The sequence below is a fragment of the Occallatibacter sp. FHG110214_02 genome (assembly GCF_059115385.1).
In genome coordinates, this window is record NZ_JBZYWK010000002.1 from 76,434 (window position 1) to 102,913 (window position 26,480).

Sequence of the window (26,480 nt, forward strand, 5' to 3'; positions counted from 1 at the left end):
TCATTTACAAGAAAATCCGAGCGATTACGTGTCTCTTTGACTTTTGATGCACGGAGCGAATCTACAGTTTGCTATTGATGGGTGGGATATGGAACTTGTAGCTAGAATGAGGTGCGATTTTTAGAAAATCTATGGCAATGTGCATTTCGCGGCGGTCGCATGAGTACCAGTAGCCGATGATTCACTGGCAAACTCCCGCTAGGGTATCTGGTTACGCTATGTGCCATGCAGTTTGCTGCTCTTCCTCAAATACTTGTTCTGTCCAGTTCCAGAGAAAGGCCCCAGTTCAGTGGGAAATCTGCTTTTTGCAGGCATAAGAAAGAGAATTTCAGGAGCGCTCACCGATTTGGCAATTCGATGACCTTGTACTTCTTGACAGCCCGCGGCTCGCACTCTTTCCAGTCGCCGTAATGTATCGATTCCAGTAGCTACGATGGGAATTCCAAGCACCTTTGCCATCTGCGCAATCCCATCAAAGATGGGCCATCGAGCGCGAGTGGCTGCAGAAATGGATTCGTGGATCTTGATGCGGTTGACGCGAAGGCACCGCAAGCTCTCGATACTGGAAAAGCCAGCGCCGAATTCATCCAATGCGACAGAAATGCCTATTTGATGCAGCAGTTTCACCGCATCCCTAATTACTGGCATGCTACATCCTTGCATCTGATCAGAAATTTCAATCTCGAAGTTCTCCGGCCGGATATGTGCCGAGGCTAGTCCTTCTTCGATTGCCAGCGGCAGGGAATGTGACTCTAGCTGAAGAGGAAACACATTTACTGCGAGGCGAAAACCAGGCTTAGACCGTGCCATCACTGGTTTCATGCGAGCGCATGCGTGACGAATTACCCACATGCCTAGCTTGTCGATCAAACCACAACTAGCGGCAAGAGGAATGAAATAGGATGCGGGCACAAATTTACCGCGATTCTTCCATTGCACACAGGCCTCTACTCCGGTAAGAGAACCGTCATGTAGAGAGACAATCGGCTGGAAGTTGATCCTAAAGTTGCCGCATTCTACGGCTTCCGCAAGATCGTTGACTAAAAGGTTCTTATAGGCGAATTTGCTGAGCAGATCAGAGGGAGAAGCGAGGCTATAGCTGGTTTCCTGTGAGCTTGATGCGATTTGTTTGCCCAAATTTTCTGGTGCAGACAACATAAAGCTTCTTTGCTGAGAGTGTGCGGCAATGAGCGGCGCTATTTTGCCTGCAAGACTCGAAGCTTTAGGAGGGATGTAGAAGGTCTCGTTTGGTGAAGGAGTGGGCTGAGCTTCATCATCCGGAGTTGACTTGCTGTAGAGCATGTGAATTCAACCTCAGATCTGCATGTTGATCGCACTACTAAATCGAGGAAATAAAGTAGCGCCCAAAAGGCCGAAGTTTAAACGTTCTTTCAGCGTGCGGATTACTCAGCCGCATCGAGAAACCTGCATATGGTGTTGGAGTACAGCGCCAGGAGGGCGTTATTTCAGACAACAAGGCCAGAGCAACCGAACACACTCCGTGGTATGTCTAAGTCGCTGGCAGTATCCAGGACGCAATTCTTTTTCTGTTCGCAACTACTAAGTAAGCCCATAAGAAAACAACTATGCGTTGAAAGCGGTCTGCTTATGCAGAATCCGGCTCAGATGCTCTGGCGTGACTGCGATTAATTTCGCCACATCTGCCTGGCGCATAATGGCTGTAGGGTCCAGTGTCTTCCATACCGATTGATCATGCTCATCCATTAACTGCTTCAATCGGTTTTCCGCACTATTAGCCTGCAGCATGATGTGCATCTTGGACTGAATAATACTTTCACGGCACATAGACGAAAGGTAGTGGCGCATCATTCTCGGATTCTTCAGCAATCGCTGGGAGAAATCGTCCGCGGTAATGGTTGAAAATGAACCGGACGTCAATGTTTCTACGGTATATAGATTTGGAACATCAAGAAGCACTTGCGTCGAGGCAATCCACCACCCCTCAGATCTGAGCCCGAGGATGAACTCCTGCCCCTTGGGATCAAGATATACAAGCTTGACTATTCCCGAGCGAATCAGTCGTACGTGTGAGGGTCTTTCCCCCTGCTTGGTCAGTACCACTCCTGCGCAAACGTGCTCAGCAGCAGGGATATCCTCAATATGATCTGCACCACTCTGGACCGTTGGGCAGAAAGCAGGAATTCCCTTGCTAACTTCCGAACGATTCGATGCGCCAAGAAGCTTTTCCTTATTGGCTTCTTCATCCGGTGGTTTTATTGGCGTCTTTATAGCCAACAAAGATTTAATTACCCGATGGTCTCTTTTGGTTGCTTGCCTCGTAGAGCGTACCGAAACTTCGTCAACTGGGCGCATATAAAATATCCTCCCCGCGAAGCGCCAGCGATATCAGGGCTGACTTCCGCGACGCACGACAGAAGAATCGACAGCATGACTTACATCAAAACGCTGCCACATCCGTTTACATATGCAGAGTTTGAACACAAAAATCCCTTGATTCTTTAGAAGGCCCGCTACCGCTGCAGGTTGGCTATCGCTCTAATTACTAAAGTCCAATAAAGCACTGACTTAGGTTACCTGATAGCGATGCTTTGCCAGATGTAAGGGCAAATTCAAAAACTCCCACCCCTGATGTGGCAATTCTCATTAAAGCAAAACAATCTCGAAGAAAATCCTGCTGATTACAATAGGGCTAATTGTGAAGCGTGAATTTCTACAAGAACCGTGCGGTTCATCATCGTGATTTCTAAGCCTACTCGTTGTTGCTGTTTGACGACGGCAAGCACGCCAGAAATACCCACCATTGGGCCTGAAATGACACATACTTTGCGCCCCTGGACTAGCTCGGGGACCACATCCATTGAGGCTGAGGCATCGAGACACCGTTTGACATTCTCGATCTGTTCCGAATCCACTTCAAGAAATCTGCCTCTCGCGTTGATGATGTCAATTACGCCGGGCGCACGCCAGATTGGCATGCTCTCTTTGGATTCGAAGCGGCAGAACAGATACCCAGGAAAGAGAGGCACATGTGCAATTTTTCGCCTGTCCGACCACTGGTGTAGCTCTGTTTTCAGAGGCGAGAAGACTTCGTAAGAATACGTCCTCAGGTAATCTTCACACTGTTCACGAAATCGCTGGCGTATGCAAAGCGCGTACCAAGGACGCGTGTCTTCCCGAGACATGCCCCCGTCCGGACATATGACTTCAGTAGGAATTGAGCATACTGTCGCCATTTGAGTCACATATTCCATGTGGCCCTCACAAAAGAATCTGTAATCTCATGCTTGTTATACCCGTCGCCGTATAGCTACTGCTGTGCGGTAAACGGTTCATCCACTATGCCTGTGCTTTTCAGGGACATTCATTGATGTAAATCAATTGTGCTGCATAATTTCTGAGCCGATGTATAAGGGGCTGGCACAATCAGCGGCCTCCCCCTACTGACTCACATCCTATTCAGACATATGCGGGGGAGAGTAAATAGCAGCCAGGAGAACTGCTAAATATTAAGCGCTAATGGCTGAGTCCCGTTGCGATACCAGCAATATGAGCTGCGGCACCGGCAGCCGGCAGAGACCACCAGTGCTGCGATTTGTGCCTTTTCAGCCAATAGCTTGCGAAGGAGCCCAGAGCAACATACCCGACGCTCACAGACAATTGCCCAGCCTGCGAGGAGGGCATGAGAGGATTTCCTTCGCGGCATTGGTGGCTTGCAATGCAGTGCTGCGTCAGTTCGACATCAAGGACTGCTGTTGCCAAATGCAGGCCATTCATCAGAAAGAACTTGGAATCAGCAATCCTGGGATTTGGAACCGGGCGAGTAGCGATATATCCTGCTGCGGACACAGGCGCAGAAGAGACAGTAGAGGAATACGTATCAAGCTCTTCAGGCGTGATAAGCATCCTCTGTTTGCCTGGTTGCGAAGATACAACACGCAGTTCTGGCGCGACTGGAAGATCCTGCGCGGAACAGTTTTGACCAACGATAGCACTGACGACATAAAATGCAGCACTTGCAGCAGAACTCAAGCACATCTTGCTACTGGGTTTGGATATGAAAGATTGCAGAAGCTTGAGGAAATTTACAACAAAGACAGACAAATACTTCAACTTTTGTGTTGCTGATTTCTGGAAATTATGGGGGTATTTCCGAAAGTTTACCGTGTTACTTATGACCTTTACAAAAATCAGGTCATTCCTCGGGAGCATAACGCTCCGATATAACTGCATCTTGCCGTAGTGCGAAATCAAGCTGCCACCTCTGCGTTAACGCTTGCCGGGTATATCGGCGAATTCCACGCAGGGTTAAGCTACTGCTCAGCATAGGAAACAAATTTCCCGGTAATGCAACAAAGAGGTGCCAAATTGATAGAATCGGTTGCCACAGATATGCACATGGATACGGGGCCCGGAAGCATGGCCGACAGAAATCTCCAGTACACCGATGTGGCAGCCGGCGCACTGCTCTTTCTGCTGCTCATCTTCGGCACTGCCACCGTTTTTGTCCGGGCAGAATGGGCTCTTCAATCCTTCCAGATCGGCGTCTATGCCCTTCTTGCTGTATTTTTACTGGTCGATATCAGGCGAAAAAGCCACCCTATGGACGCGGGTTGGCAATCATGGCTTGTATATCTGATGCCGCTTTGGGGAATCGGCCAGCTTCTCGCGCATACGACTTCTTCCAGCTTTGAAACCCGCCGGGAGGTTCTGCGGTGGGGCGCCCTGGCGGGTGTTTTGTTCCTAAGCCAGGCGGTCACCCGAACCAGAGTAGCGCAGAAATACTTCCTGGATGCATTTCTCTGGTTCGCATCGTGCATGGCCGTGCTCTGTCTTGCGCAGCTTTTTACTTCGCAAGGCCGCGTGCTGTGGATGTTTCCGACTGGATATCCGGATGTATATGCAACATTCCCGTACCAGAACAACTATGTACAGTTTGTTGAACTGGCATTGCCCATTGCTCTATGGAAGGCCATTCACGAGGGATGGCGTTCCTGGTGGTACCCGCTTGCGGGAGGGATTCTGTATGCGTCGGCGATTGGTGCGGCTTCCCGCGCAGGAGCTGTGCTATGTACAGCGGAACTACTGACAATGCTTGGCGTCGGGCTAATGAGGCTGCGGAGTTCAAGAAGAGGCACTCTTTCTCGCCAGGCGATTGCTATCCTGGTGGTCGTTCCTGTCTTTGCAGCTATCTTCACTTTTGCAGTGGGATGGCAACGGCTTTCGGAGCGGTTCCACACTATCGACCCTGACTTGACGCGCGGCGCCTTTCTGGTAGCTGCCGTGGATATGGCGAAACATCGGCCTCTGACAGGGTTTGGATTGGGCACATTTCCCAAGGTCTATCAGCGTTATGCAGTCAGGGATTTTCCCTTTTATGCAAATCATGCCCATAATGATTGGGCAGAGTTTGCCGCGGACGGTGGGATCCCATTCCTTCTGCTGGCGCTGATTCCCTTTGCGCTAGCTGTTCCTTCTGCCATTCGGCATCCTTGGGCGCTCGGTCTGGTTGCGATTATGCTGCACGCATGCGTGGATTACCCATTTCCACGTCCCGCGGTATCAGGATGGATTTATGCGCTTTTGGGGACCCTCTATATGGAACGAATTTCGGATATGCGCAGAGAAAACACGAAAGCTCAGACAACCAGGTCCTACTGGTAAATGAAAGACAGGAAAAACTACCAAATTACATATTTTCAGCGCTGTTTGATGCAAATGCGCAATCGCCCCCCAGGAAAATAGCCCCTTCCTTTGTCGGACATTCATGCCTTTTCTTAAAAATGATGGTTCATTCTTGATGTAAGTTAATGACTCTTACCCAGACATTTTGTGCATACTTAAGTTCGTTCTATCTCGTGGTTTTCAGGATGCGCAGCAAATGTAAACCGAGATATCAAGCCGGTCACTGTGGACGGAATACAATTATTCGGCGATCCGGTTGGTGCTTCGTAACAGATACGAAGAGGCTCGGTGCCATAACAGGCTTGCAGAATTACTTAAAGAAGTACAATAAGCGACACAATAGGTCACGAGGTGAGAATGGGCGAGTCAGAAGCAAAAAATAAAGTAGCTCCACCCACCACAAGTGAGCGCACTCTCAGAAAGCGTTACGAAAAGCCTGAGGTGCGACATGAGCGCGTTTTTGAAACCATGGCGCTTAGCTGCGGGAAAGTACAGACCACCGAGGCTCAATGCGCGCATAACCGGAATGCCTCTTGAGGTGGCTCTGTGATAGGCGCTGAGGCTCAACGTCATGCAGCGTGCTGCGAATTAATTGATAGTGTGGCTCGCAGTAGCGGTACAGTGCGTTTGAAAGTAACAGGCTCAAGCATGTTGCCTGTTATTTGGCCTGGTGATGAAATCACAGTCGTGCACTGTAAATTCGCAGAATTACGAAAGAGCCAGATTGTTCTCTATTGCCAGAAGGCTAGGATGACAGCGCACCGGATTGAACAAATTGCGCATGACCACCTCGTGACGCGGGGAGATTCGCTATCGACTTATGACTCGCCAGTGCAACCCTATGAGATTGCAGGGCGCGTAGTGAGCATTTTGCGCAACGGCCGCAACATTCAGCCGGAGCATTCTTCTGCAAGCCGCATCGTTTCCATGATGTTGCGCCGTTCCAATCTGTCGAGGCGTATTGCACTTCACCTCATCCGTCGCATGGGCGGCTACCGTAGCCAATTTATGCGAGATCCTGACGCTATGCAGGTATCATGAGCCAGTTTTTAATTGCCACCGCTGCAAGAAATGGAATCGAGCCCGTGGCTATCTTCGATTCCAGGCATATAAACGTGCTTGTCACAGCAGCAAGTAAACCTGAGTTTGTGTTGCTGCTTACCATTGCCAGAGTAGAACTTAATACCAATGATCGGTGTTTGCTTAAAAGGCTGCTTGCAAAGCCTCTTGATTGGAAATATCTACAAGCCATGGCCGAGTTGCACGGCCTTGAGCCTCTTCTATTCCATCATCTTCGTGAAAACGCCTCCGAAGCTGCGCCTCAGAAAATAATGCAAATGCTAAGCGATAACTGCAGGGCAATCGCTATGCGTAACCTGATATTAAGCGCCAAGCTTTTGGAGATTTCGTCGCACCTCCATTCCCTTCAGATTGACCATATATCGTATAAGGGCCCTCTGCTAGCTGAGATGTATGGAGGCGATGGCGGGCTGCGGGTGTATCGCGATCTGGATATTCTTGTACGTCAAGAAAAGCTCGGGACCGTACGTGATGCATTGCGCACAATAGGTTTTGGTGACAAGTACGGGCTCACTGCAACACAGCAGGCAGCATCGTTTCGCCGTGGCTTTGAGCATCCGTTCTCTTCCAAGGCAGGGATTGACCTGGATGTGCATTGGCGTGTAGTTCAGGAGTTCAAATCGCGCTCTTTGGATATGGATGGGATATGGGAACGTAGTGCAATGACTCGATTGCTGAATCATGATGTGCCGGCGCTATATCCTGAAGACCTGCTAGTGGTTCTCTGCCTTCATGCTGGACACCACGGCTGGATGCGGCTATCGCACATGTGCGATCTGGCGCAGTTATTCCACATGCATCACGAGTTCAATTGGGAGATTGTGCGTAGCCATCTCGGTGATTCCAATACACGGCGAATGGTTTATATCAGCCTATATCTACTGCAAAGATACTGGCATGTCGGTATCCCAGGGGAAGTTGCTGCTCTGGCTTTCGCCGATCCGCATGTGGAGCGATTGGCACATCGCATCGAAACCGAGATATGGCCTGCCGAGAGACCTTCCCTCACAACTTCGAGCCTCTGGTGGCTGCTGGATCGCAGTGCAGGCGAAGATTTACGCGACCGTATGCGATTATTGGCTGGGTCTGTCTTCGTTCCGTCGATTGAAGACTTTTCACTGTTCCGGCTACCGTTAGCGCTGTCTCACTTTTACGCAGGGTTGCGAACCTTGCGATTGGCCTGGGGATGTTTCTTTTCGCAGTGGCGAAGAGAAGTGGTGCAACACGCGGCATAGCACTCCTGAAAGTGCTTCGCGGCAAATGAACAAACTTTGAGTGGATTGCGTCTCAATCACAAGCATTTACCACAGAAAGTGGAGTACAACTCACTTGAGTGCTTATACAAGGACAACACTGATCGAGCCCTCCGAATCCGCCACCCGCTACCGGGTGATTGTTGAGATCGGCGGTATTCCTATTGCAATCGAGACTAACAACGATGGATTTGTAAATATACTGCACAGACGCTATGGCGATTATGTGAAAAGTGGCATAGCATCAGAATTTTCCTTCCGCGTTGAGCTGATTCCACCGGATAGGTTTGATCCAGACGCCGATGTGAGAACGTGGCTGGAAGATGGAGAGTGGAGACTGGAGCGCGGCGACTTCAAGGCAGGTTGGAACCGGGAAGCACGCCGGGGATGGATTCATCAGTCGCCGAATCCATACTCCATCGATTCGGTATTACGCATTGTGCATACGCTCCTGCTCGCTTCAGAGGGCGGATTCCTGCTACATGCTTCGAGTGCTGTACGAAATGGTAAGGCCTTTTTATTTTCAGGTATCTCGGAGGCAGGGAAAACGACCATTGCGCGGCTAGCTCCAGCAGACGTAGCTTTGCTAACAGATGAGGCGTCCTACATTCGCAAAACAACGAATGGTTATATGGCATATGGCACGCCATTTGCCGGAGAGCTGGGCAAGCCGGGGAAAAATATTTCGGCTCCGATCGAGGCGCTGTACCTCCTAGATAAGGCCAAGGAAAATTACACTACACGGCTTGAGCCGGCTGAAGCTGTACGAAGATTGATGCGGAATATCCTCTTCTTCTCGCACGATGAAAGGCTAGTGCGCCAGGTTTTTGATGCGGCATGTGCTTTTGTAACGACAGTACCGGTTTATCAACTCTCATTTTTTCCCGACCAGCGAGTTTGGGAATTGATTGGATGATGGAGATGGGGATAATGATGGATAAGTATGTACGCAGGAGTTCCGATGTAGCGTCGCGCATTCTGGGCGATGAAATGATCCTCATGTCTACGGTAAATTCCACACTCTTTTCTCTGAACCCGACTGGCACAGTGATCTGGCAGGCTGCCGATGGCAAACTCCCCCTTTCGCGCATTGTCAAAGAAAGAGTCTGTGTGGAATTCGATGTGACTGCGGAACAAGCCTTGATCGACACCGAAGAGTTTGTTACCAGGATGGCGGAACATGGCATTTTGCATCTCTCGGACGAGCCGGTCATGCAGTAAAGACATACCATAAAAGGAGGACACGCCATGAGTCTGATGACGGAACTGAACGAGAAAGCACAATCGATGGGCGTTCCGTTGAGTGCGCATCTTGACATCACATGGCGTTGCAATGAGCGCTGCGTCCATTGCTACCTGGAGCATGATGCCGAAGGCGAGATGAGCACGGAAGAGATCAAGAATATCCTCCGGCAGCTTGCCGAGAGCGGTACGTTCTTTCTCAACGTCAGTGGCGGTGAACCGCTATTTCGCCAGGATTGTTTTGAAATCCTGGAGTATGCGCGGGCGCTGGGATTCAATGTCAAGCTGAAGACAAATGCTGTAATGATCGGGCCTAAAGAAGCGGAGAGATTGAAGAAGCTAGGCATCGAGCAGATCCAGATCAGCATCTATTCCCACCGTTCCGAAATCCATGACGCCATCACCAAGTTGCCTGGCTCGCTGCGCCGCTCACTGGATGCAATCAAACGATTAAAAGAATTTGGTCTGAAGGTTTCCATCAGCAATGTATTGATGAAGCACAATGCAGTAGACGGAAAGCAGGTACAACAGCTGGCCCAGGAAATGGGCGTCACCTTCTACATTGATCCGACCATAACACCTATGCTCAATGGAGACAGGTCGATTCTTGATCTCAACATTTCGAGTGACACTCTGAAAGAGGTACTGCACACCGAGGAGTTCGTTGGAAATGTCGCGGAGTTCTGCACTCCTGCCTCCCCCTCAAACGAGGAACTTCTTGACGGCTATAGCTGCAGTGCCGGACATACATTGGTTTACATCTCTCCATTTGGTGACGTCTACCCATGCGTGCAGTTTCCAATGCCATGCGGAAACCTGCGCACGCAGAGCTTCAAGGAAATCTGGCATAGGTCATCTGCGCTGACTGAGCTGCGGTCCATTCATGTACGCGATCTGCCGACCTGCTCCAAGTGCTCTCATGCCGGTTATTGCTCACGTTGTCCGGGGCTGGCCTACATGGAAGGCAATATGCGTGGCCCATCGAGTGCTGACTGCACGAAGTCCGAAGCGAGAACGGGACAACCAAGTTGGGCTAAACTTAGCGGCCAGCTTCCTGCATCCTCAGGCCTGGTCCAAATTCAACTCAACCGAATTGAGGTTGACTGAAGCGTTCTATACAGCATCGCCGAATGCATACTGTGCATTCGGCGATGATTCTGATTACTGCAAATTGTTATCTACTTGCTGGAGTTGAAGGCTGAGTAACCGCTACACCTACTCCAAGTCCGGCAGCGGCGGCTGGGCCTAGAAGCCAATAGGGAGGGGCTTTCACCACACACAGTGGCCTACCATCCCGATGAGCGATCACATTCCCTACTTCAATCAATGAAGAACTCCGGTTGGGATCGATTGTTCCCTCAATCTCTATAAGGTTGCCGTTGATTTTATCGGCTTTCTTGCCCTGAAGTTCATACGTAGTGTGAGTATCGGGTGCTAACAGCGTAAGAAGGCGATGGCCATCAAGGGTGTTGAGGTTCCCAACATAAGATGCCGAGCCTGTCGGCTGCGCCTGGCTTGCGCTGAGTGACTGGGAGCCTCCATGGCCGACCTTGTTCAGGACACGCCCATGACTGTCCAGAATAAAAAACTCACCTGACTGAGATGACATAGACGTGCCTGAGACCACGGCATGGGCATTGAGCGCATTCGGAGTCAGACGAACCCCGTTTGTTTCTACCACAAATCCGCAGGTTGGTCTGATATCGATGGTTCCCTGTTCCAGCGTAACGTAATTCGCATGCACGATGACACGACTTCCCGTAGCCACCTCGATCACCGTGTGCTGGTCCATGCGCAGCGTTGCTGAAGCCGCTGCCGTTTCCACCGTACTTCCTTCGAAGAGAGTAGCATCTCCCGTAACCTGGTTGCCGTCGATACGCAGGTTGCCGCGAGCGGTTACTGTGCCCACAGCCGTTATGTCGGGTGCGCCATACGCAACAGAGCAAACAAACATTGCCGCTGCCAGCAGCTTTACTCCGGCTAGTGGTTTTGTGGACATACTTTCTTTCTCCCACATCCTGCAGGCAGAAGTGCACAGTACACTGCCAGTCATAGCACATATTTAGCACACAGTTGAGTACCACACAAACAATTACTTGATTTACATCATCGTCCTCCGGGCCACAAAGCCATATGCGAACAATGCAATCCGGCTAAGGTCTTGGGCAAGATTAAGGCAGAATGTTACTCTTGCGCCGAGGTTAACCGTGATAAGTCATAGTCGGCTTCTCAGAGTTGCATTTCGTGTTCTCGTTATAGGCGCCTGCGTAGCGGGAATATGGAACTCGGTGAAGATGGCGCACGCAGATTTCCTGTTTCGGCTGGATACAGTGGATTCGTTGCGCTCTGCGATCCGCTTGGAGCCCGATGCGTGGGAGTACTTCATGCGCCTGGCACAACTGGACGAAGAGCATGCTCCGGAGTTACTGGCAACTACCCTGCGCCTGAATCCATTTAATGCCCAAGCTGACATTGAGCTGGGGCTCCGAGCCGAGGCCGATGGCGATTTTGAGAAGGCAGAGAGCTTTCTGCTGCAAGCTTTTGCCGTAGACGATACATACGTGCCGCGATGGAGCCTTGCTGGCTTTTATCTGCGACGCGGCAACAGGAATGCGTTCTGGTCATGGGCTCGCAAGACTGCCGAGATGCCGGCAGATGATATGGGAGCGCTGTTTGAATTGTGCTGGCGCGTTTCGCCGGATACCGAGGAGATTGCGAGGAATCTATTGAATAAAAATCCCGGTGTAACCCGACAGTATCTCGACTTTCTTCTTCGCAAAGATCAGTTGGCAGGAGCTGCTGCTATCGCTCAGCGTCTGACTCAGACAGGTACGCCAGCTATGGATCGCCCGGCGCTTTTTACTGCTGTGAATCAGATGCTGGACGCTAAGGACGCAGCTGCGGCCGCGGCGTTGTGGCACAGCCTGATTGAGCAACGATGGGTTGCCGGGAATGAAACCACGCCGTATAACGCCAACTTTGCACGAGATCCTATGCCCGTTGGTTTTGATTGGACGCTTCCATCCTATCCAGGTCTTCGCTCCGGGCCTGGACAGTCAGGATTGGAAACAGAATTTGCTGGAAACGAACCGGAAAGCTGCTCGATTGCAGAACAATCCATAGTGCTGAAGCCAGGTAACTACATTATGGAATATACCTACCGCACGATTAGTATCCCGACCGATACAGGGATTCAGTGGCAAATTGTTGATATGGAATCCGGCACTATTCTCGCGAATTCGCCCTATCTTTCAAGCGATGTGCTCAAGCAAGTACCGTTGAACTTTTCTGTAGGACCTCAGACTACTCTTCTGCGTCTTCGGCTTATCTATAAACGAGCCCTCGGCACACCTCGCGTCGCCGGTACACTGATTGTCACCTCGACTCAGGTTCGGCTACAGGCTTGATTTCCTTAACCCGCGCACTTAACCCCACTCTCAAAGATCAGACAGATGTAATTGATATATATCAATTACATCTGTCTGACAGTGTTATACAGTTTGCTCGAACCATTTGCTTCTCTGGGAGACACAACAATTCATTGTCTAACCTTGTCATTGGGCATTTCCTGGTGAGCAGCAAATGCAACGGTCAAGAAATATGGGACCGATACGGCGAAGCTTGGCCAAAATTTCTTAAGGTTCAGCACTTTCTTCCAGCATCGGCTAGTTGTGCTTCCCTCCTTATGTTTAGCCCCTTGGGGCTTGCAACCCACTGCTCCCGAACCAATTCAGCATGGCAATCCACAAACCTCGTTCGCGCATGATTAGCGTTCGGCTCTGTGAAGAGGAGTATCAGGCGCTACAGCATCTGTGTGCAGTCAACGGCACACAGAGCCTATCCAACTTTGCGCGTGAAGCTATGCAGTCCCACCTAAATAACATGCCTATGGAAGGTTCGAACTGTATATGCAGAAATGAGTTTGAGGCTCAATTAAGCAGATTAGATCAAAAGATCGAGGAGCTCTTCACAAAAGTGATGTCTTCCATTGCTGAGTTGAAAAGTTAAATCCCATATAGATGCTTCTTGCCTTACGCAAATGCGTGCCGCAAATAACAACCAGGGTCTGATCATGAATCCTACTAAAAATAGAATCTGGACCGCTTTTCTATGCGTCTTGATTGTTGGCCGAATCTATGCACAGCAACCGCCAAGTATAGCCCATAATGCTGCCGGTACGGCCACTTTTGCGGATGCCTCAAATCTTCCTGCGGAACGTATCGGGAAGAATGATTTGATTGGCATCTCTGTGTATGACTCTCCTGAACTTACGCGCACGGTACGTGTTGATTCAAACGCTGAAATTCGATTGCCGATGCTACGGCATACCATTCACGCAGGCGGGTTGTATCCATCCGATCTTGAGCAAGCGATCAAAGTAGCTCTAATTCAAGACAAAGTGCTGGTTGACCCCATCGTGTCGGTGTCCATAGTGGAATACCGTAGCCGGCCAATTTCCATCATTGGGGCCGTGAGGAATCCGACGACCTTCCAGGCTACAGGCACAGTGACACTTCTGGAGGCCATTTCCCAAGCCGGTGGGCTTACAGAAAATGCTGGCTCGGAAATACTGGTGAGCAGACGGCAATCGAATCCCGGTGGACAATCATCCCCTCTTGTACAACACATTCCCGTGCACAACCTCTTTGATTCCGCTGATCCCTCCTTGAACTTCGAATTGCAGGGTGGAGAGGTAATTACCGTTCCGGAAGCTGGACGAGTTTATGTGGTTGGCAATATCAAAAGACCTGGTGCCTTCCTAATCACCGATGGAGCCACCAGCAGTGTGCTGAAAGCTCTGGCTCTCTCTGGAGGACTGGACCGCTTTTCCAAACGCATCGCATATATCTATCGCCTGGAAAATGGCCAGAGCCAAAGAAGCGAAATTCCTGTCGAGTTAAAAAAAATCATGAATCGGAAGGCCCCCGATGTTCCGCTTCTGGCAAATGACATCTTCTACATTCCGGATGCTGCCGGACTAAGGGCTAGCCTTACCGTTCTTGACAGATCCGTCATGATCGGTGCTGGCTTGGCAACTACACTTCTCTATATCTCTCGCTAGACTCTGTATAAATTTATGCCCGAAAAAATAACACTACCGCCTGAATTTTCCACGGCATCCCTTCCACAGCATACGGCTCCAGGGCAATACCCACCGCTGCCTTCGATGCATGGTTTGGAGTTGGAGTCGGGGGCAATACCCCTGAAACACTATCTCTGGATTCTCCGGCGAGACTTATGGAAGATCCTCGCCTTTGTAGCTGTTTGCATACTTGCTACCTTTATTATTTCTTCCCGCCTCAAACCGATTTATGAATCCAGCGTGACCCTTGATGTCGATATGCAGTCGCCATCGGAAATTATTGGTCAGGGCTCAGCCGCGTCAACATCTTATGTAGATCCGGATGAGTTTCTCGCCACGCAGATCCAACTTGTTCAATCCGATGCCGTGCTGCGCCCGGTAGCAGAACAATTTAATTTGGTTAACCACGCTAAAACACATACTAACTCCACAGCAAATCAGACACTAACTGCAGCACCAGTGTCTATTGGCGGACTCAAGGTCACCCGCCCATCAAATACCTATCTACTGCTTATCTCCTATCGCTCTCCCGACCCACAACTCTCTGCTGACGTAGCCAACGCAATTGCAAAATCCTATGTGGCGCACATTTACGATATTCGGATACGCTCGTCGGCCAATTTGTCTTCCTTCATGGAAAAGCAGATAGATGAACTCAAGGCAAAGATGGAGCGTTCAAACCTGGCGCTCGTGCAATTCGAAAAAGATTTGGAAGTAATTAACCCAGAGGAAAAAACGAATATTCTCTCGGCGAGACTCCTCCAATTAAACACGGAATACACTGCCGCTCAGGCTGAACGAGTTCGCAACGAGGCATCTTGGAAAGCGATGCGATCAGGTGCTATCGAAGTTGCAGAAGTCTCATCTCATGGAGAGACGCTTACAAAACTTGCCGATGCGCTAAATTTGGCGCGCCAGCACTTTGCCTTAATCAAGAGCACTTATGCGGAAACGCATCCTGAATACCGCAAGGCTGCCTCAGAACTTGCGGAAGTGCAGAAGCAATATGAAGATGCGCAACAGGATATTAGCAACAGAATTGCGGTAGCATATCGCGAAAGCGTAAGCCGTGAACAGATGCTTTTGACTGAAGTTCAAAAGACAAAGACCGACTGGGATGGCATTAACTCGCGGTCGTTCCAATACAACCAGTTGAAACAAGAAGCTGCTGCCGATAGGGCGCTTTATGATCAACTAATCACAAAGATTCATGAAGCAAACATCAATGCCGGTTTCCAGAGCAACGATATCCGGATTGCAGACTATGCCCGCCCGCCTTCAGGCGCTGTATTTCCAAACATAAAACAAAATCTTCTGCTCGCATTTTTCATCTCGACTTTTTTTGCTGTCGGCATAGCCATCTTTTTAGACTCCCTCGATACAACCCTTCGCGACACCGAGCAAGCTACCCGCTTCCTCCACGCCGATGTTATTGGAACTTTGCCGCTGGATCGTAGGATACCTCAAATATCGAGGACTCCTGGCCTCAAAGAAGCAAGCATGACACCCGGATTGAACGACGCGAGCAGCAATCTAAATGGAAATCAAAATCAACGCTCCGGTACCTATCGCTCAATTTCAAGCTATGAAGAAGCGGTGCGGACGATTCGCAATACTATCCTTCTATCTGACTTTGATCAGCGTCTGCGCTCCATCATGCTGACAAGTGCTCAGCCCGAGGAAGGAAAGACAACTCTGGCTGTCTATCTTGCGACTGCTAACGCCGCCAGCGGCAAAAGAACACTGCTGGTAGATGGTGACTTGCGTCGGCCTAGCGTTCACACAAGATTCGGGTTGACTCCACTCGAAGGACTTTCCAACGTGCTGGCTGGCGAGTTTCCCTGGCAGGCTGTAGTACAGCCAGCGGAGGAACACCCGAATTTAAGCCTGTTATTATCGGGCCCCGGCTCTCATCGCGCGGCTGATCTGATCGGCCCACGTCTTGCGGAACTGCTGGATGAGTTCGCGAAGGAGTACGATCTGGTGATACTGGATTCGCCTCCGCTTTTGGGCTTTGCAGAGTGCTTGCAAATGGCCAAAGCCGCAGATGGGGTACTTATCATCAGCCGCGCGGGAGTCACAAAACGGAATGCTGTAGCAGCCGTAGTCTCTGCGTTGCAGCGTCTCCGAGTCAACATAATTGGCGTTGTTTTAAATCAGGTAACGCAGCACACATCTTCTGAAAGCTACCCGCAATATGGATATTACAACTACAAGAAGTATGAGTAATTGGGAGACATGCAAAACAACGCCGCGCCCATCCTCAATGCCGCAATAAATATTTACAAGCGGCACCCCTGATCTCCAAAGCCATTGCCAGTTTCAGCAGCACCCCACTCGTCTTTATCGGCAGAAAGACAAGTGACTAGATGAGATACATCTTTTTGATAACGAAACAAATTTCGGCGGCAACATCCAACGAGCCATGCGTTCGAATTCTCGGTTCAGAGGTACATCTCGTTTCTGCGGACCGCGTGGTTGACTATATCGAGCATTGGATTGAAGAACACACCGATGGTTGCCGCATGATTGTTGTCACTGGATTTCATGGACTGTGGGAGGCATATAAAAATCCCGATGTGAGAACCGTTTTAAACAACGCTGACCTGTGGGTTCCGGATGGTATCGCGCCCGTATGGGTGGCACGTATTCGCGGGCACAGGGGAGTGGAGCGCGCTCCCGGCGCAGACATCATGCACAAATTCTTTCGTAGAGCGAACACAAAGAACTACCGCAGCTACTTCTACGGCGACACAGATTCTACCTTAGCCGCTTTGCAGAAAACACTCACATGCAGCTACCCAGGTCATAAGTTCGCAGGAGTCTTTTCCCCGCCTTTCCGTAGCCTCACTCCCGACGAAGACAGGGAGGCCATCGAGCGGATCAACGCAGCTCGCCCGGATGTCCTCTGGGTAAGCCTCGGATTGCCTAAGCAGGAAACCTGGATTTACGAAAGGCTCGATCGGCTCAAAGTTCCCGTCGTAATCGGTGTAGGTGCTGCCTTCGCCTTTGTTGGAGGCACGGTTACCCGCTGCCCTAATTGGATTGGCTCACTGGGATTTGAGTGGGCTTATCGCTTCTTGAAAGAACCTAAAAAACTCTGGAAACGTGACCTGTTGGACGGCCCGCGCTTTCTTTTCCATGCAGGAATGGAAGTATTGCGCGGCGAAAAGCCCTTGAGCAGTCAAACAGATTCTGAGGGGGCCTGAGATCGAGACAAGATCTGAAGAGTATTCGACGCGCAATGTTCGCAAACGCGGTGGAATTGCAAATCGTATGCTTCATGGTGTGAGTGCCGGAGCTACGGCAACATTATTAGGCATCGTGAGTAACCTTCTCCTTCTTCCGCTGTATCTAAGTCATTGGTCTGTTACGGTGTACGGAGAATGGATGGCACTCTACTCGGTTGTGAGCTATCTCGGCGCACTGGACTTTGGTCTGACAACGGCAGCTACCAATGCTGCAGCACATGCGTACGCCACGCAGAATTGGCTGGAATTTAAGCGCATTCAGGGAACGGCCTGGGCCTTGTCGATAGGCATGGTCATTCTTGGCATCTTGATAGGCACGGTTATCGTAACTTGTTTTACAGTTCATTCCTGGCTTGCCTTAAGGGCGATGAGCTTGCGTGATAGCCGCCTAGTCTTTGCAGGTTTATTGCTGACTTTCCTGATAGGTATTCCTGGCCGCCAACTCGGATCTACATATATAGCCTCAGGGGATTTCGCCAGATACCAGTGGATATATAACGTTGGACAGATGTTCACTCTCACTGTTACGGGGATGTCGCTACTTCTTGAACTAGGTCCAGTCGAATTGTCCTCAATTATTGCGATGGCAGGACTCATGCTGCTTGGCGCTACCTATGGTTTGATCTGGCGCCGAGACCCTCAACTCATACCCCACCTACGTAATGCATCGTGGAATACTGCTCGCTCACTGATCTTCCCATCTGGACAATTTCTGTTGCAGATGTTTGCCAACACGCTTGCTCTGCAAGGGCCTGTAATTATCATCAGCAGAGCTTTGGGAGGGCAAGGGGTGGCGCTTTTCACTACGACACGCACCGTTTCCAACATAGTCAGAAGTATCCTCACCACCTTTCGTGCTCCATTACGCCCCGAATATGCCGCAGCTTATGCGGAACCGGGCAAGGACAAACTCCGCTTCTTGTTTCGAACTGTCATGGCTATAGACACAATAATCTCCGTAAGCCTTATGGCTGGTATCTGGACCGGGGGCACTTGGCTCATACGCATCTGGTCCCATAGTCAGATAACTCCAGATACTCAGCTTCTGCACTGGCTTTTGGTGTTCTCGCTCCTGGAAGGATTTCTCTGGATGCTGGCCAGCGCAGGAAATGCTGCGAATCGTTTCCACGGCATTTCATTTGGCTTTCTGGCTTATGCCGTAGTGTCCCTCATACTGGCTACGTTCCTTGTACATCATTGGGGCATTTCTGCCATTCCGGTAAGTGCAATTCTCGCGCTACTTGTACTAATGTTCCCCGTATCATTGCGCAATGCTCATTATGAGGTTGGCTTGCCACTACGCTCACTTGCAACGAGGATATGTATTCCGTTTGCAGCGATTACAGCATTATCTATTCTTATTTCCATTGAAGTCACAACCCTCAGGATTGCTTCCGAATGGGTAGCTGCCTGTATTTCAACATTGGCGACCTGTGCTGTTTCGATCATCGCAACAAGCCTGACAATACTGGCACCGACAGACCGAAGAATGCTGCTGAACCGCATAGCACAATAAGGGGCCAAGTGAAGGAACGATATATAGGTCACGTTATCCGAAAAACTGTGTAAGAACGCTAGTAGGTGTGCTGCATGAAATCTTTGGAATTACTCATCCCGTGCAGTCTCAACTTTCTTGCACCTGCGATAGTCGATGATTTGGTTCGCATAGGCCGTAAGCATGATGGCGGATATGTTGTTCCGGAGTTAGCAATAGACACTGCTGATTTTCTTCTCTCTCTGGGGATAGGAGATAACTGGTCATTCGATAGTAAGTTCAAGCATAGGAATCCTTCGATCCCTATTCATGCCTATGATTATTCAGTCTCCAGAGATTTCTATTTAAAAACTGCCATAAATGCGATCAAAGGTATCATGATCGCCAAATATCCATTCGTGCGCCGATCGGCACTGCTGTTTTTCGCACATCGAATCCAATGTTATTTTTCTTACAACTCATTTTTCCGAGAAGAAGTCAGGCACTTCCAGGAACGGGTCACTGATACTCACGATCTACCATCAGACGTGACGCTCAACAAGATATTCGAAAGGGCAGACGCACACAGAGTATTTCTGAAGGTAGATATTGAGGGCACGGAATACAAAATCATCGATGACATATTGAAGTATGAGAGCAGGATAATCTGCATCGTTATTGAATTTCACAACACCCACAAGCGTCGTGCGGATTTTACCAGTGCCGTCATCAAGCTTCTGAATTCGTTCGACATTGTACATTTTCATGCAAATAACAATGCTCAGGTCGCTCCCGATAACTTGCCAGAAGTTATTGAACTTACATTTTCCAGAAAACCGGTTAGGAATATCAGAGGCCGGCGAACTATATTGCCCCTCCCTGATCTGGACTCACCATGCCGTGTTCAGCATTCCGACTACATAATTAAGTTCTCTCAGTAGTCCATGCTGCAGGAGAGTTCTTCCGAATCTATTTCAACACTTGAACTGATATAAAGCTCGAACAAGCTTAAGGCATATAAACATCTGCATGGAATATCTGGCTGGAAATTGGTCATGAATATCATTCGCTTCCGTGAATTGATCCTTCACTTTCCGCGCAGGGTGTTACGAGAAGCCGTTTTTTGCTTCGACCTTGCCGTGTTATGGATCAGCAACCAGGCGAGCCAATCTCCAGTTACTGAACCGGGAACTCCAGTAGTTTCATTAACCTCGTATGGAAAGCGAACCAGAAGTGTTTATCTAGCGATCGAATCAATCGCATCTGGAAAGCTACTCCCGTCCAGACTGATTCTCTGGCTTGATGACGAAAAAACCTATAAGAGCCTTCCCAAATCCTTAATCCGCCTGCAGATGCGTGGCCTTGAAATTAAGTTATGTAAGAACTATGGGCCACATACAAAATACTATCCATATGTTGAATCGGAGAAGGAGTTTCATGTGGCATTGGTTACTGCGGATGACGACATCATTTACCCGCGTGACTGGCTCAGCTCTCTAAAGCGAGCGAACGAAGCGTATCCTGACGTCATTAACTGTTGGTGGACACATAGAGTGACCATGCAAGGGCAACAACTTCATCATTACTTGCAGTGGGAGACCTATGGAATAGCGAAGCCAAGCTTTGCCAACCTGATGCTCGGAGTTATGGGTGTATGTTATCCTCCTGGATTTCTGGCCGTGCTAAAGAATGCAGGAGATGCCTTTGGAAGTACTGCCGCGCTAGCTGATGATCTTTGGCTTCATGTGCAAGCAATTCGTTCCGGTTATCGGATACGGCAAATATTTGATCGTCCCCCTTATTTGACACGTTGCCGCAGTATCTCTGGCACGGAATCTGTTGCTCTTTCCCGTCATAATAATTTTGCCGGTGGCAACGACAAAGTAGTCAGGACGCTCTACTCAGAAACCGACATCCAGACAATCTACAGCGATCTACACAATCTTGCTGTATAGCAAGTAGTCATGCCCAAACTGACTCCAAAAGCTGACGAATTTAATTGATATGAATACGGAAAGAAAAGTTATCATCGGGCATCCATTCATAGGCCGTGGCGGTTCGGAAGCCATCGTTATGTGGTTGATCGAAGCACTGAAATCTGACCATGTGGTTACAGTACTAACTACTGGAGGCTGGGATCTGACCTCTCTGAATGCGTACTACGACACACATATCCAGCCTGAAGAAGTTCAGGTTCGGATTGCACCTGTTCCTCGCTTCTTCCGTAGCATGACCGCCTCGGCACTGCGCGGCGCCTGCTATCAGCGGTTCGCACGCCAGGTAGCGGCAGAATATGATGTGCGAATCAGCGCTTATAACTTAACGGACTGGGGTTTACCAGCGATTCATTTCATCGCTGACTTCAGTTGGCATCAAGACATCCGCAAAAGAATCGATCCGTCTTCATCCGGTTTTATTTATAAGGATTCAACACTGCGTAAAATCTACCTGAGAATTGCCTTTGCGTATGCAAAACCTTCGGGACGGGATGTGCTTCGCCAGGATCAATTGATTGCGAATTCTATGTGGACCGCAAGACTTGTAAAGCAGGCCTGTGATGTAGATTGTGCGGCAATTGTATATCCATGCGTCTGGACTGAATTCCCACAGGTTGCATGGAAAGATAGAGAGTGCGCGTTCGTGATGATCGGCCGCATTGCGCCGGAGAAGCAAGTCGAACGCGCAATCACCATCCTGCAAACTGTACGCAGCCGTGGCCACTCAATCCGCCTTCATCTCTGCGGGCACATCGGCAAAGACCTATATGGGCGGAAAATTTCCGCACTGTGCCAGGAGCATGCGGATTGGATTATTCCGGAAGGCCAGGTAACTGGCAAAAGAAAGATGGAAATTCTTGCCAGTTGCCGGTTCGGCATCCAAGCGCGCAGCGCAGAGCCGTTCGGCATCTCTGTTGCGGAGATGGTTAAGGCTGGAGCGATCGTTTTTGCGCCTGACGATGGTGGGCAAGTCGAGATCCTAAACCATAGTGACCTCTTGTTCGGGTCTGTGGATGACGCGGCGAATAAGATCGGCGATACCTTGTCAAACCCGGAAAAGCAGGTACTTCTAAGGAATCATCTTGAGCAATGCTCCTCATTCTTCCATGCTGGTGCTTTTGTCCAGAAGAGCCTCGAAATCATCTCTGCATCACAATGCACTCACTCGTCTGTCTAGCTGGTTGATATAGATACCTCAACATGCCAAGCTGCTTGCATTGTCGATCAAGCACACAAAAAGATCTCTATGCCAACCGATATAAATGCGCCAAACCTTGTCTCCTGGCGAATGTCCGCCGCCTTCGGTACGCAGGGCATCAGCAGCAACGAGATTTACGCCATGATCGAGACGGAACTTGACGCAATCCATGCCCATGGAGTCGTGCTCGATTACGGAGCTGGCGTGGGAAATTTTACCCGGCGCCTGCTCGCAATGCCTGTCTTCAGCGAAGTGCATGCGGCTGACCTTTTTGATCTCCCGCTAGATATGAAGATTTCGGGATGGGTACGGCAAGATCTGAATGAATCAATTCCGGGTTATGACGGCTATTTTGATGTCGTAATCGCCTCCGAGGTGATTGAACACCTGGAAAACCCTCGATTTACGGCACGTGAGTTGTACCGCCTTTGCAAGCCGGGCGGAAACGTTATTATCACCACACCCAACAATGAAAGCATCCGTTCGCTCATGGCGCTGGCACTTCGTGGTCACTTCGTCCAATTCGATAAAGGCTGGTATCCCGGCCACATCACTGCACTTGTTCGCAAGGATCTGTTAAGGATTCTTGTGGAAGCAGGTTTCGAGCCAGGGGACTTCCACTTTACCGCGACTGGATCACTGCCCGGGCGGCCAACACACACCTGGCAGGAGATCTCGTTCGGATTGCTGCGCGGCTTGCGGTTCAGTAATAATCTTCTGATATCTGCCCGAAAGCCAACCGCTTGAACACAGATTGCTGAACTGGTCGTGCATGAAACGAATCTGGGCGGCTTGTATTCGTCAGTCTCTACGATGCTTACCCTCTCATCCGAAGTGGTATCAACCTCAATGAATTTGCAGAATGATAGACCGCCCACTGTCAGATTCACCATTGTGGTGGCGACAAAGGATCGCCCGGAAGACATAAGACGCCTGCTGGGTAGTTTAACCACGCAAACATCCGCACCTGATGAAATTGTGCTGGTAGATTCAAGCAGAAAACCAATAGTCGATATTATCGAGAATTTTCCTCAGCTAAAGATCAAGTACATCCGCCATTGGCCGCCTTCTGCCTCGGAGCAAAGGAATCGCGGCATTACAGGTTCTGATACGGCAATCCCTTTCGTCGGATTTGTCGATGACGATACAACGTTTGACCCCGATGCATTCGAAGCGATGAAGCGGTTCTGGAAAAATGCTAATAAGAGTATTCTGGGAACGGCATTCAATCTTTGTAACTACCCTGCACGCAAGGATGGCCTACTGAAGCGCAGTTGGCTAACTGCACGCCTTGGTCTCTATGATTCCAGGCCAGGCTATGTAGCGAAGAGCGGGTGGCAGTCAATAATTCCTAAGGCTGAGCAAACACACAATGTGGAGTGGATTCCCACCACTGCTGTAATTTATCGAAGGGAAGCTCTCGCGTCCGTTCAGTTCGATGAATTCTATGATAGCTACAGCTATCTTGAAGATCTTGACTTGAGTTACACGATAGGTAAGACAGGCACGCTTGCAGTTGTTGCCGAAGCACAGTACTGCCACTATCCCTCTGTCGCAGGAAGAATAAGCATGCGCCAGTTTGGGCAGACTGAGGTGAGAAATCGTATCTACTTTGTCAGGAAGCATGGCTTGTCAATTTTCTGCTGCTACACCGGATTAGTGATACGGATAGGCATGACTTTCATTTCGTACCTGGGGAAGAGAAATAATTCCGACCTCGACAGATTGCGAGGAAATATCCGTGGAATGATTCTATACACAGGCAAGCTATTTTCTTTCAAGCAGAGATCTGGAACGATTGCAGTGTGAGTATGCGCGTTGCTTTATTGATTCCTTATTTTGGAGAGCTTCCCGCATGGTTTCCATATTATGTGGAGTCAGTTTCGGCATTGGCTCATATGGACGTTCATTTATTTACGGACGCAGTTTTCTCGAATACCCTTCCACGTAATCTGCATGTTCATTCTTTCCGCTTACAGGATTTTTGCCATCTGGCAACGCGGAAGACTGGTGTCACTATTGAGTTCTCGAGGCCGCATAAATGCTGTGATTTTAAGCCAGCTTATGGGCATATATTTGAGGATTTTATCCATCAGTATCCATACTGGGGTTATGGGGATCTCGATGTGCTCTACGGAGATATAGACGCTGCGGTAGAGAAATACTGTTCCGGAAATGACATTGTGAGCTTCAGAAAAGGATGGCTAAGTGGCTCGCTTTGCTTCTTGAAAAACAGCTCGTTGGTCAATTCCCTATATTTGCAAAGCCCGAATTGGCAAACTGTATTCTTCAGCCCTCAAACATTCCTATTCGATGAACTGGGTGGGCAATTTTATAGGGAAGTAATATCAGGTACAAATCCTCTGTCACTGCACAGCGAAGTGGTGAGCTTCACTCATATAGTCAAGTCTCTGGAAAAGGATGGAATCCTCCAATGCGTCTTTGAAGATTTGGCCTGCGAACAAATCCCCTGGGGGAGAACCCTCAAATATAGCTCTGGAAAGATTAAAGATATAAAGCTAGATGAAGAGGTGCTGTATCTTCATTGGGTAATAATGAAACGGCGATTTTTTCATACACCATTTCTTGAAGTAAGCCCAGCGACATTTTTCATCAAGAACACGGGTGTATATACGCGGAAACCAGGAATCTACGAGGGCTTACTAGAAGAACCGCGCAGAATTTTCAATGGCATTGCAGCCATGATAAATAGAAAAATCCACGGAACATAAGGTGAATGCCCAACAATTTTGCATTAGTTGGATGCGAGGAACATCAAGCTTTTGCACAATATCCGCATAAAGCAGCACGATATGTTTGGAAAACTTCCTAAGCGTGAACTATGGACAGAGCTGCCTCAGAGAGAATGGACTTTTACCGAGCACCAATAATGGCGAGAGAGCAAACTCCTGGCTGGGCGCATATTCGAGCAAAATTTGCGCTCAGCGCTCCAGTGTCTGCAATTATGCTGTGGGCCTGTCTTTGGTTCAATCTGAATAGCGGATTCTGGAATATCCAAACAGCGTCCAGCATGAGTGATTGGCTGTTGGTAATTCGTGCCATCCTCCCATTTATCGTACTTCCTGCATCCATACTCATTCTTCTGAGCCGGAGAAATCTCAATCCAAGCTGGCGAAATCCATCGCTGTTCCTCATGGTGTATGGAGCACTAGCAGCTCTTGCATCCATTTTTTCTCCTGAACCATATTGGTCTTTATATTGGTCGGTAACCTTCCTTGCCACAATTCTTGCAGCCTGGACATTTGTCGGTCGGCAAGACCTCACTGGATCTTCGCGGCAGCTACTTCAGTTGACATGGATTGCAACATTTGTTGTTGCCGCTCTCGTCGCACGCGAAGCCAGTCACACGATATTCGGCCATGTCCAGACAGGTTATGGGGCAGTCGTTAAAGATTTGGAAAACCAATCTCGTTCATCGGGAGTTGCCCGGTGGGCGGCTGTTCCTGGACTGGTGTGCCTTGTGCGCGCCTTCCACAGCCGCCGCCCATCTCTCATTGCGTTGTATCTTGGCCTTACTGCTCTTGCCCTCTTTATCGTGTATCGCATGCAATCACGTGGCGCCGTCTTCGGAGTAATGGCAGCGCTTCTATTCGCGCTTATCATCGGATCACGCGTGCGGCGCTATGCACTTCCTTTTGCGATATTGACCGTCATCATAGTTCTTCTCCTTGATTCTCCTGCTACCGTTTCAAACCAGATCACCTCCTATATTGAACGGGGACAATCGAGAGAAGAATTCCTTAGCATGACAGGGCGTACACGTGCTTATCGAAAGGGCGTTGTCGCCTTTGGGGACGCCCCAATTCTAGGCCGTGGTCAATGGGCAGACCGTCTTATCTTCGAGGAGCATGTCCACAATTCTTATCTCCAGGCACTGTTGAACGCTGGAATTGTTGGAGGCGTTCCATATTTTGTCTCGTGGATCGCTGGGTGGATACTGTTTTTCCGTCTCCACAAAAAGAGCCGGCAGTTGAATCCGGAAGACCGTCTTTGCCTGCTGGAAGCAGGCACTGTAATGATGTTTTTCACTGTTCGCTCTATACCGGAAACCACCACCGCAAGCTTTTCCGTCGATTTGTTGGTCATGGTTGCTGTCTATGTTTACCTGGAAAGCCTTGCGCTCCACATCAGGGTCGCGCAGTGGCAATATTATTTCTTCAATACGCCTGCAGAGTGGCTGCAAGCTTCGCCCGAATCATCGAGTATCAGGGCATAGC

At 49.5% G+C, this 26,480-nt stretch carries 23 protein-coding genes; 18 read left to right on the forward strand and 5 right to left on the reverse strand.

Annotated elements, in window-relative coordinates; translation table 11 throughout:
- Nucleotides 1-216: 216 nt before the first annotated feature.
- The 4 genes from AC5S3R_RS02415 to AC5S3R_RS02430 form a co-directional block, all read right to left on the reverse strand.
- Nucleotides 217-1,302, reverse strand: a complete 1,086-nt coding sequence (locus AC5S3R_RS02415; RefSeq protein WP_494265019.1) for an EAL domain-containing protein — start codon at nucleotides 1,300-1,302, stop codon at nucleotides 217-219.
- A 282-nt stretch (nucleotides 1,303-1,584) separates the two neighbouring features.
- Nucleotides 1,585-2,334, reverse strand: coding sequence for a Crp/Fnr family transcriptional regulator (locus AC5S3R_RS02420; protein WP_494265020.1), 750 nt, complete (start codon nucleotides 2,332-2,334; stop codon nucleotides 1,585-1,587).
- Between the two features lie 326 nt (nucleotides 2,335-2,660).
- Nucleotides 2,661-3,233 (reverse strand): UpxY family transcription antiterminator, encoded by a 573-nt coding sequence (locus AC5S3R_RS02425; protein WP_494265021.1) that lies wholly within the window; start codon nucleotides 3,231-3,233, stop codon nucleotides 2,661-2,663.
- A gap of 262 nt (nucleotides 3,234-3,495) precedes the next feature.
- Nucleotides 3,496-4,233: a hypothetical protein gene (locus AC5S3R_RS02430; RefSeq protein WP_494265022.1), complete on the reverse strand. Its 738-nt coding sequence runs from the start codon at nucleotides 4,231-4,233 to the stop codon at nucleotides 3,496-3,498.
- A gap of 195 nt (nucleotides 4,234-4,428) precedes the next feature.
- Between AC5S3R_RS02430 and AC5S3R_RS02435 the strand changes: the two genes are divergently transcribed.
- From AC5S3R_RS02435 to AC5S3R_RS02460, 6 genes are all read left to right on the forward strand, one after another.
- Nucleotides 4,429-5,643, forward strand: coding sequence for an O-antigen ligase family protein (locus tag AC5S3R_RS02435; protein WP_494265023.1), 1,215 nt, complete (start codon nucleotides 4,429-4,431; stop codon nucleotides 5,641-5,643).
- A 771-nt stretch (nucleotides 5,644-6,414) separates the two neighbouring features.
- Nucleotides 6,415-6,705: a hypothetical protein gene (locus AC5S3R_RS02440; protein WP_494265025.1), complete on the forward strand. Its 291-nt coding sequence runs from the start codon at nucleotides 6,415-6,417 to the stop codon at nucleotides 6,703-6,705.
- Nucleotides 6,702-7,979, forward strand: coding sequence for a nucleotidyltransferase domain-containing protein (locus AC5S3R_RS02445; RefSeq protein WP_494265026.1), 1,278 nt, complete (start codon nucleotides 6,702-6,704; stop codon nucleotides 7,977-7,979). Before AC5S3R_RS02440 ends, AC5S3R_RS02445 begins: the two co-directional genes overlap by 4 nt.
- A 94-nt stretch (nucleotides 7,980-8,073) precedes the next feature.
- Nucleotides 8,074-8,913 (forward strand): hypothetical protein, encoded by an 840-nt coding sequence (locus tag AC5S3R_RS02450; protein ID WP_494265028.1) that lies wholly within the window; start codon nucleotides 8,074-8,076, stop codon nucleotides 8,911-8,913.
- Between the two features lie 14 nt (nucleotides 8,914-8,927).
- Nucleotides 8,928-9,218 carry a PqqD family protein gene (locus AC5S3R_RS02455; protein WP_494265030.1) on the forward strand — a complete coding sequence of 97 codons (291 nt, stop codon included), beginning with the start codon at nucleotides 8,928-8,930 and terminating at the stop codon, nucleotides 9,216-9,218.
- 27 nt (nucleotides 9,219-9,245) lie between these two features.
- Nucleotides 9,246-10,346 (forward strand): radical SAM/SPASM domain-containing protein, encoded by a 1,101-nt coding sequence (locus AC5S3R_RS02460; RefSeq protein ID WP_494265031.1) that lies wholly within the window; start codon nucleotides 9,246-9,248, stop codon nucleotides 10,344-10,346.
- Between the two features lie 67 nt (nucleotides 10,347-10,413).
- Here AC5S3R_RS02460 and AC5S3R_RS02465 read toward each other — a convergent pair whose 3' ends face one another.
- A complete protein-coding gene (locus AC5S3R_RS02465) occupies nucleotides 10,414-11,238 on the reverse strand; it encodes a hypothetical protein (RefSeq protein ID WP_494265032.1) in 825 nt (274 codons plus the stop codon).
- A gap of 295 nt (nucleotides 11,239-11,533) precedes the next feature.
- Here AC5S3R_RS02465 and AC5S3R_RS02470 point away from each other — a divergent pair, with 295 nt between their 5' ends.
- The 12 genes from AC5S3R_RS02470 (at nucleotide 11,534) to AC5S3R_RS02525 (ending at nucleotide 26,479) form a co-directional block, all read left to right on the forward strand.
- Entirely contained in the window at nucleotides 11,534-12,646 is a 1,113-nt protein-coding gene (locus AC5S3R_RS02470; RefSeq protein WP_494265034.1) for a tetratricopeptide repeat protein, read from the forward strand.
- Between the two features lie 665 nt (nucleotides 12,647-13,311).
- Nucleotides 13,312-14,301 (forward strand): SLBB domain-containing protein, encoded by a 990-nt coding sequence (locus tag AC5S3R_RS02475; RefSeq protein ID WP_494265035.1) that lies wholly within the window; start codon nucleotides 13,312-13,314, stop codon nucleotides 14,299-14,301.
- Nucleotides 14,302-14,316: 15 nt separating this feature from the next.
- On the forward strand, nucleotides 14,317-16,551 hold the full coding sequence (locus AC5S3R_RS02480) for a GumC family protein (RefSeq protein WP_494265036.1): 2,235 nt from the start codon (nucleotides 14,317-14,319) through the stop codon (nucleotides 16,549-16,551).
- Nucleotides 16,552-16,691: 140 nt separating this feature from the next.
- Nucleotides 16,692-17,531 carry a WecB/TagA/CpsF family glycosyltransferase gene (locus tag AC5S3R_RS02485; protein WP_494265037.1) on the forward strand — a complete coding sequence of 280 codons (840 nt, stop codon included), beginning with the start codon at nucleotides 16,692-16,694 and terminating at the stop codon, nucleotides 17,529-17,531.
- Between the two features lie 181 nt (nucleotides 17,532-17,712).
- On the forward strand, nucleotides 17,713-19,089 hold the full coding sequence (locus AC5S3R_RS02490; protein ID WP_494265038.1) for a lipopolysaccharide biosynthesis protein: 1,377 nt from the start codon (nucleotides 17,713-17,715) through the stop codon (nucleotides 19,087-19,089).
- 74 nt (nucleotides 19,090-19,163) lie between these two features.
- Nucleotides 19,164-19,988, forward strand: a complete 825-nt coding sequence (locus AC5S3R_RS02495) for an FkbM family methyltransferase (RefSeq protein WP_494265039.1) — start codon at nucleotides 19,164-19,166, stop codon at nucleotides 19,986-19,988.
- A 114-nt stretch (nucleotides 19,989-20,102) separates the two neighbouring features.
- A complete protein-coding gene (locus tag AC5S3R_RS02500; RefSeq protein ID WP_494265040.1) occupies nucleotides 20,103-21,002 on the forward strand; it encodes a hypothetical protein in 900 nt (299 codons plus the stop codon).
- Between the two features lie 49 nt (nucleotides 21,003-21,051).
- Nucleotides 21,052-22,221: a glycosyltransferase gene (locus AC5S3R_RS02505; protein WP_494265042.1), complete on the forward strand. Its 1,170-nt coding sequence runs from the start codon at nucleotides 21,052-21,054 to the stop codon at nucleotides 22,219-22,221.
- Nucleotides 22,222-22,290: 69 nt separating this feature from the next.
- The gene (locus AC5S3R_RS02510) at nucleotides 22,291-22,989 is read left to right on the forward strand and encodes a class I SAM-dependent methyltransferase (RefSeq protein ID WP_494265043.1); all 699 of its coding nucleotides are present in this window, start codon (nucleotides 22,291-22,293) and stop codon (nucleotides 22,987-22,989) included.
- A gap of 102 nt (nucleotides 22,990-23,091) precedes the next feature.
- Nucleotides 23,092-24,051 (forward strand): glycosyltransferase family 2 protein, encoded by a 960-nt coding sequence (locus tag AC5S3R_RS02515; protein WP_494265044.1) that lies wholly within the window; start codon nucleotides 23,092-23,094, stop codon nucleotides 24,049-24,051.
- A 2-nt stretch (nucleotides 24,052-24,053) separates the two neighbouring features.
- On the forward strand, nucleotides 24,054-24,974 hold the full coding sequence (locus tag AC5S3R_RS02520; RefSeq protein ID WP_494265399.1) for a DUF6625 family protein: 921 nt from the start codon (nucleotides 24,054-24,056) through the stop codon (nucleotides 24,972-24,974).
- Between the two features lie 158 nt (nucleotides 24,975-25,132).
- Entirely contained in the window at nucleotides 25,133-26,479 is a 1,347-nt protein-coding gene (locus tag AC5S3R_RS02525; RefSeq protein ID WP_494265045.1) for an O-antigen ligase family protein, read from the forward strand.
- Nucleotide 26,480 lies beyond the last annotated feature (1 nt).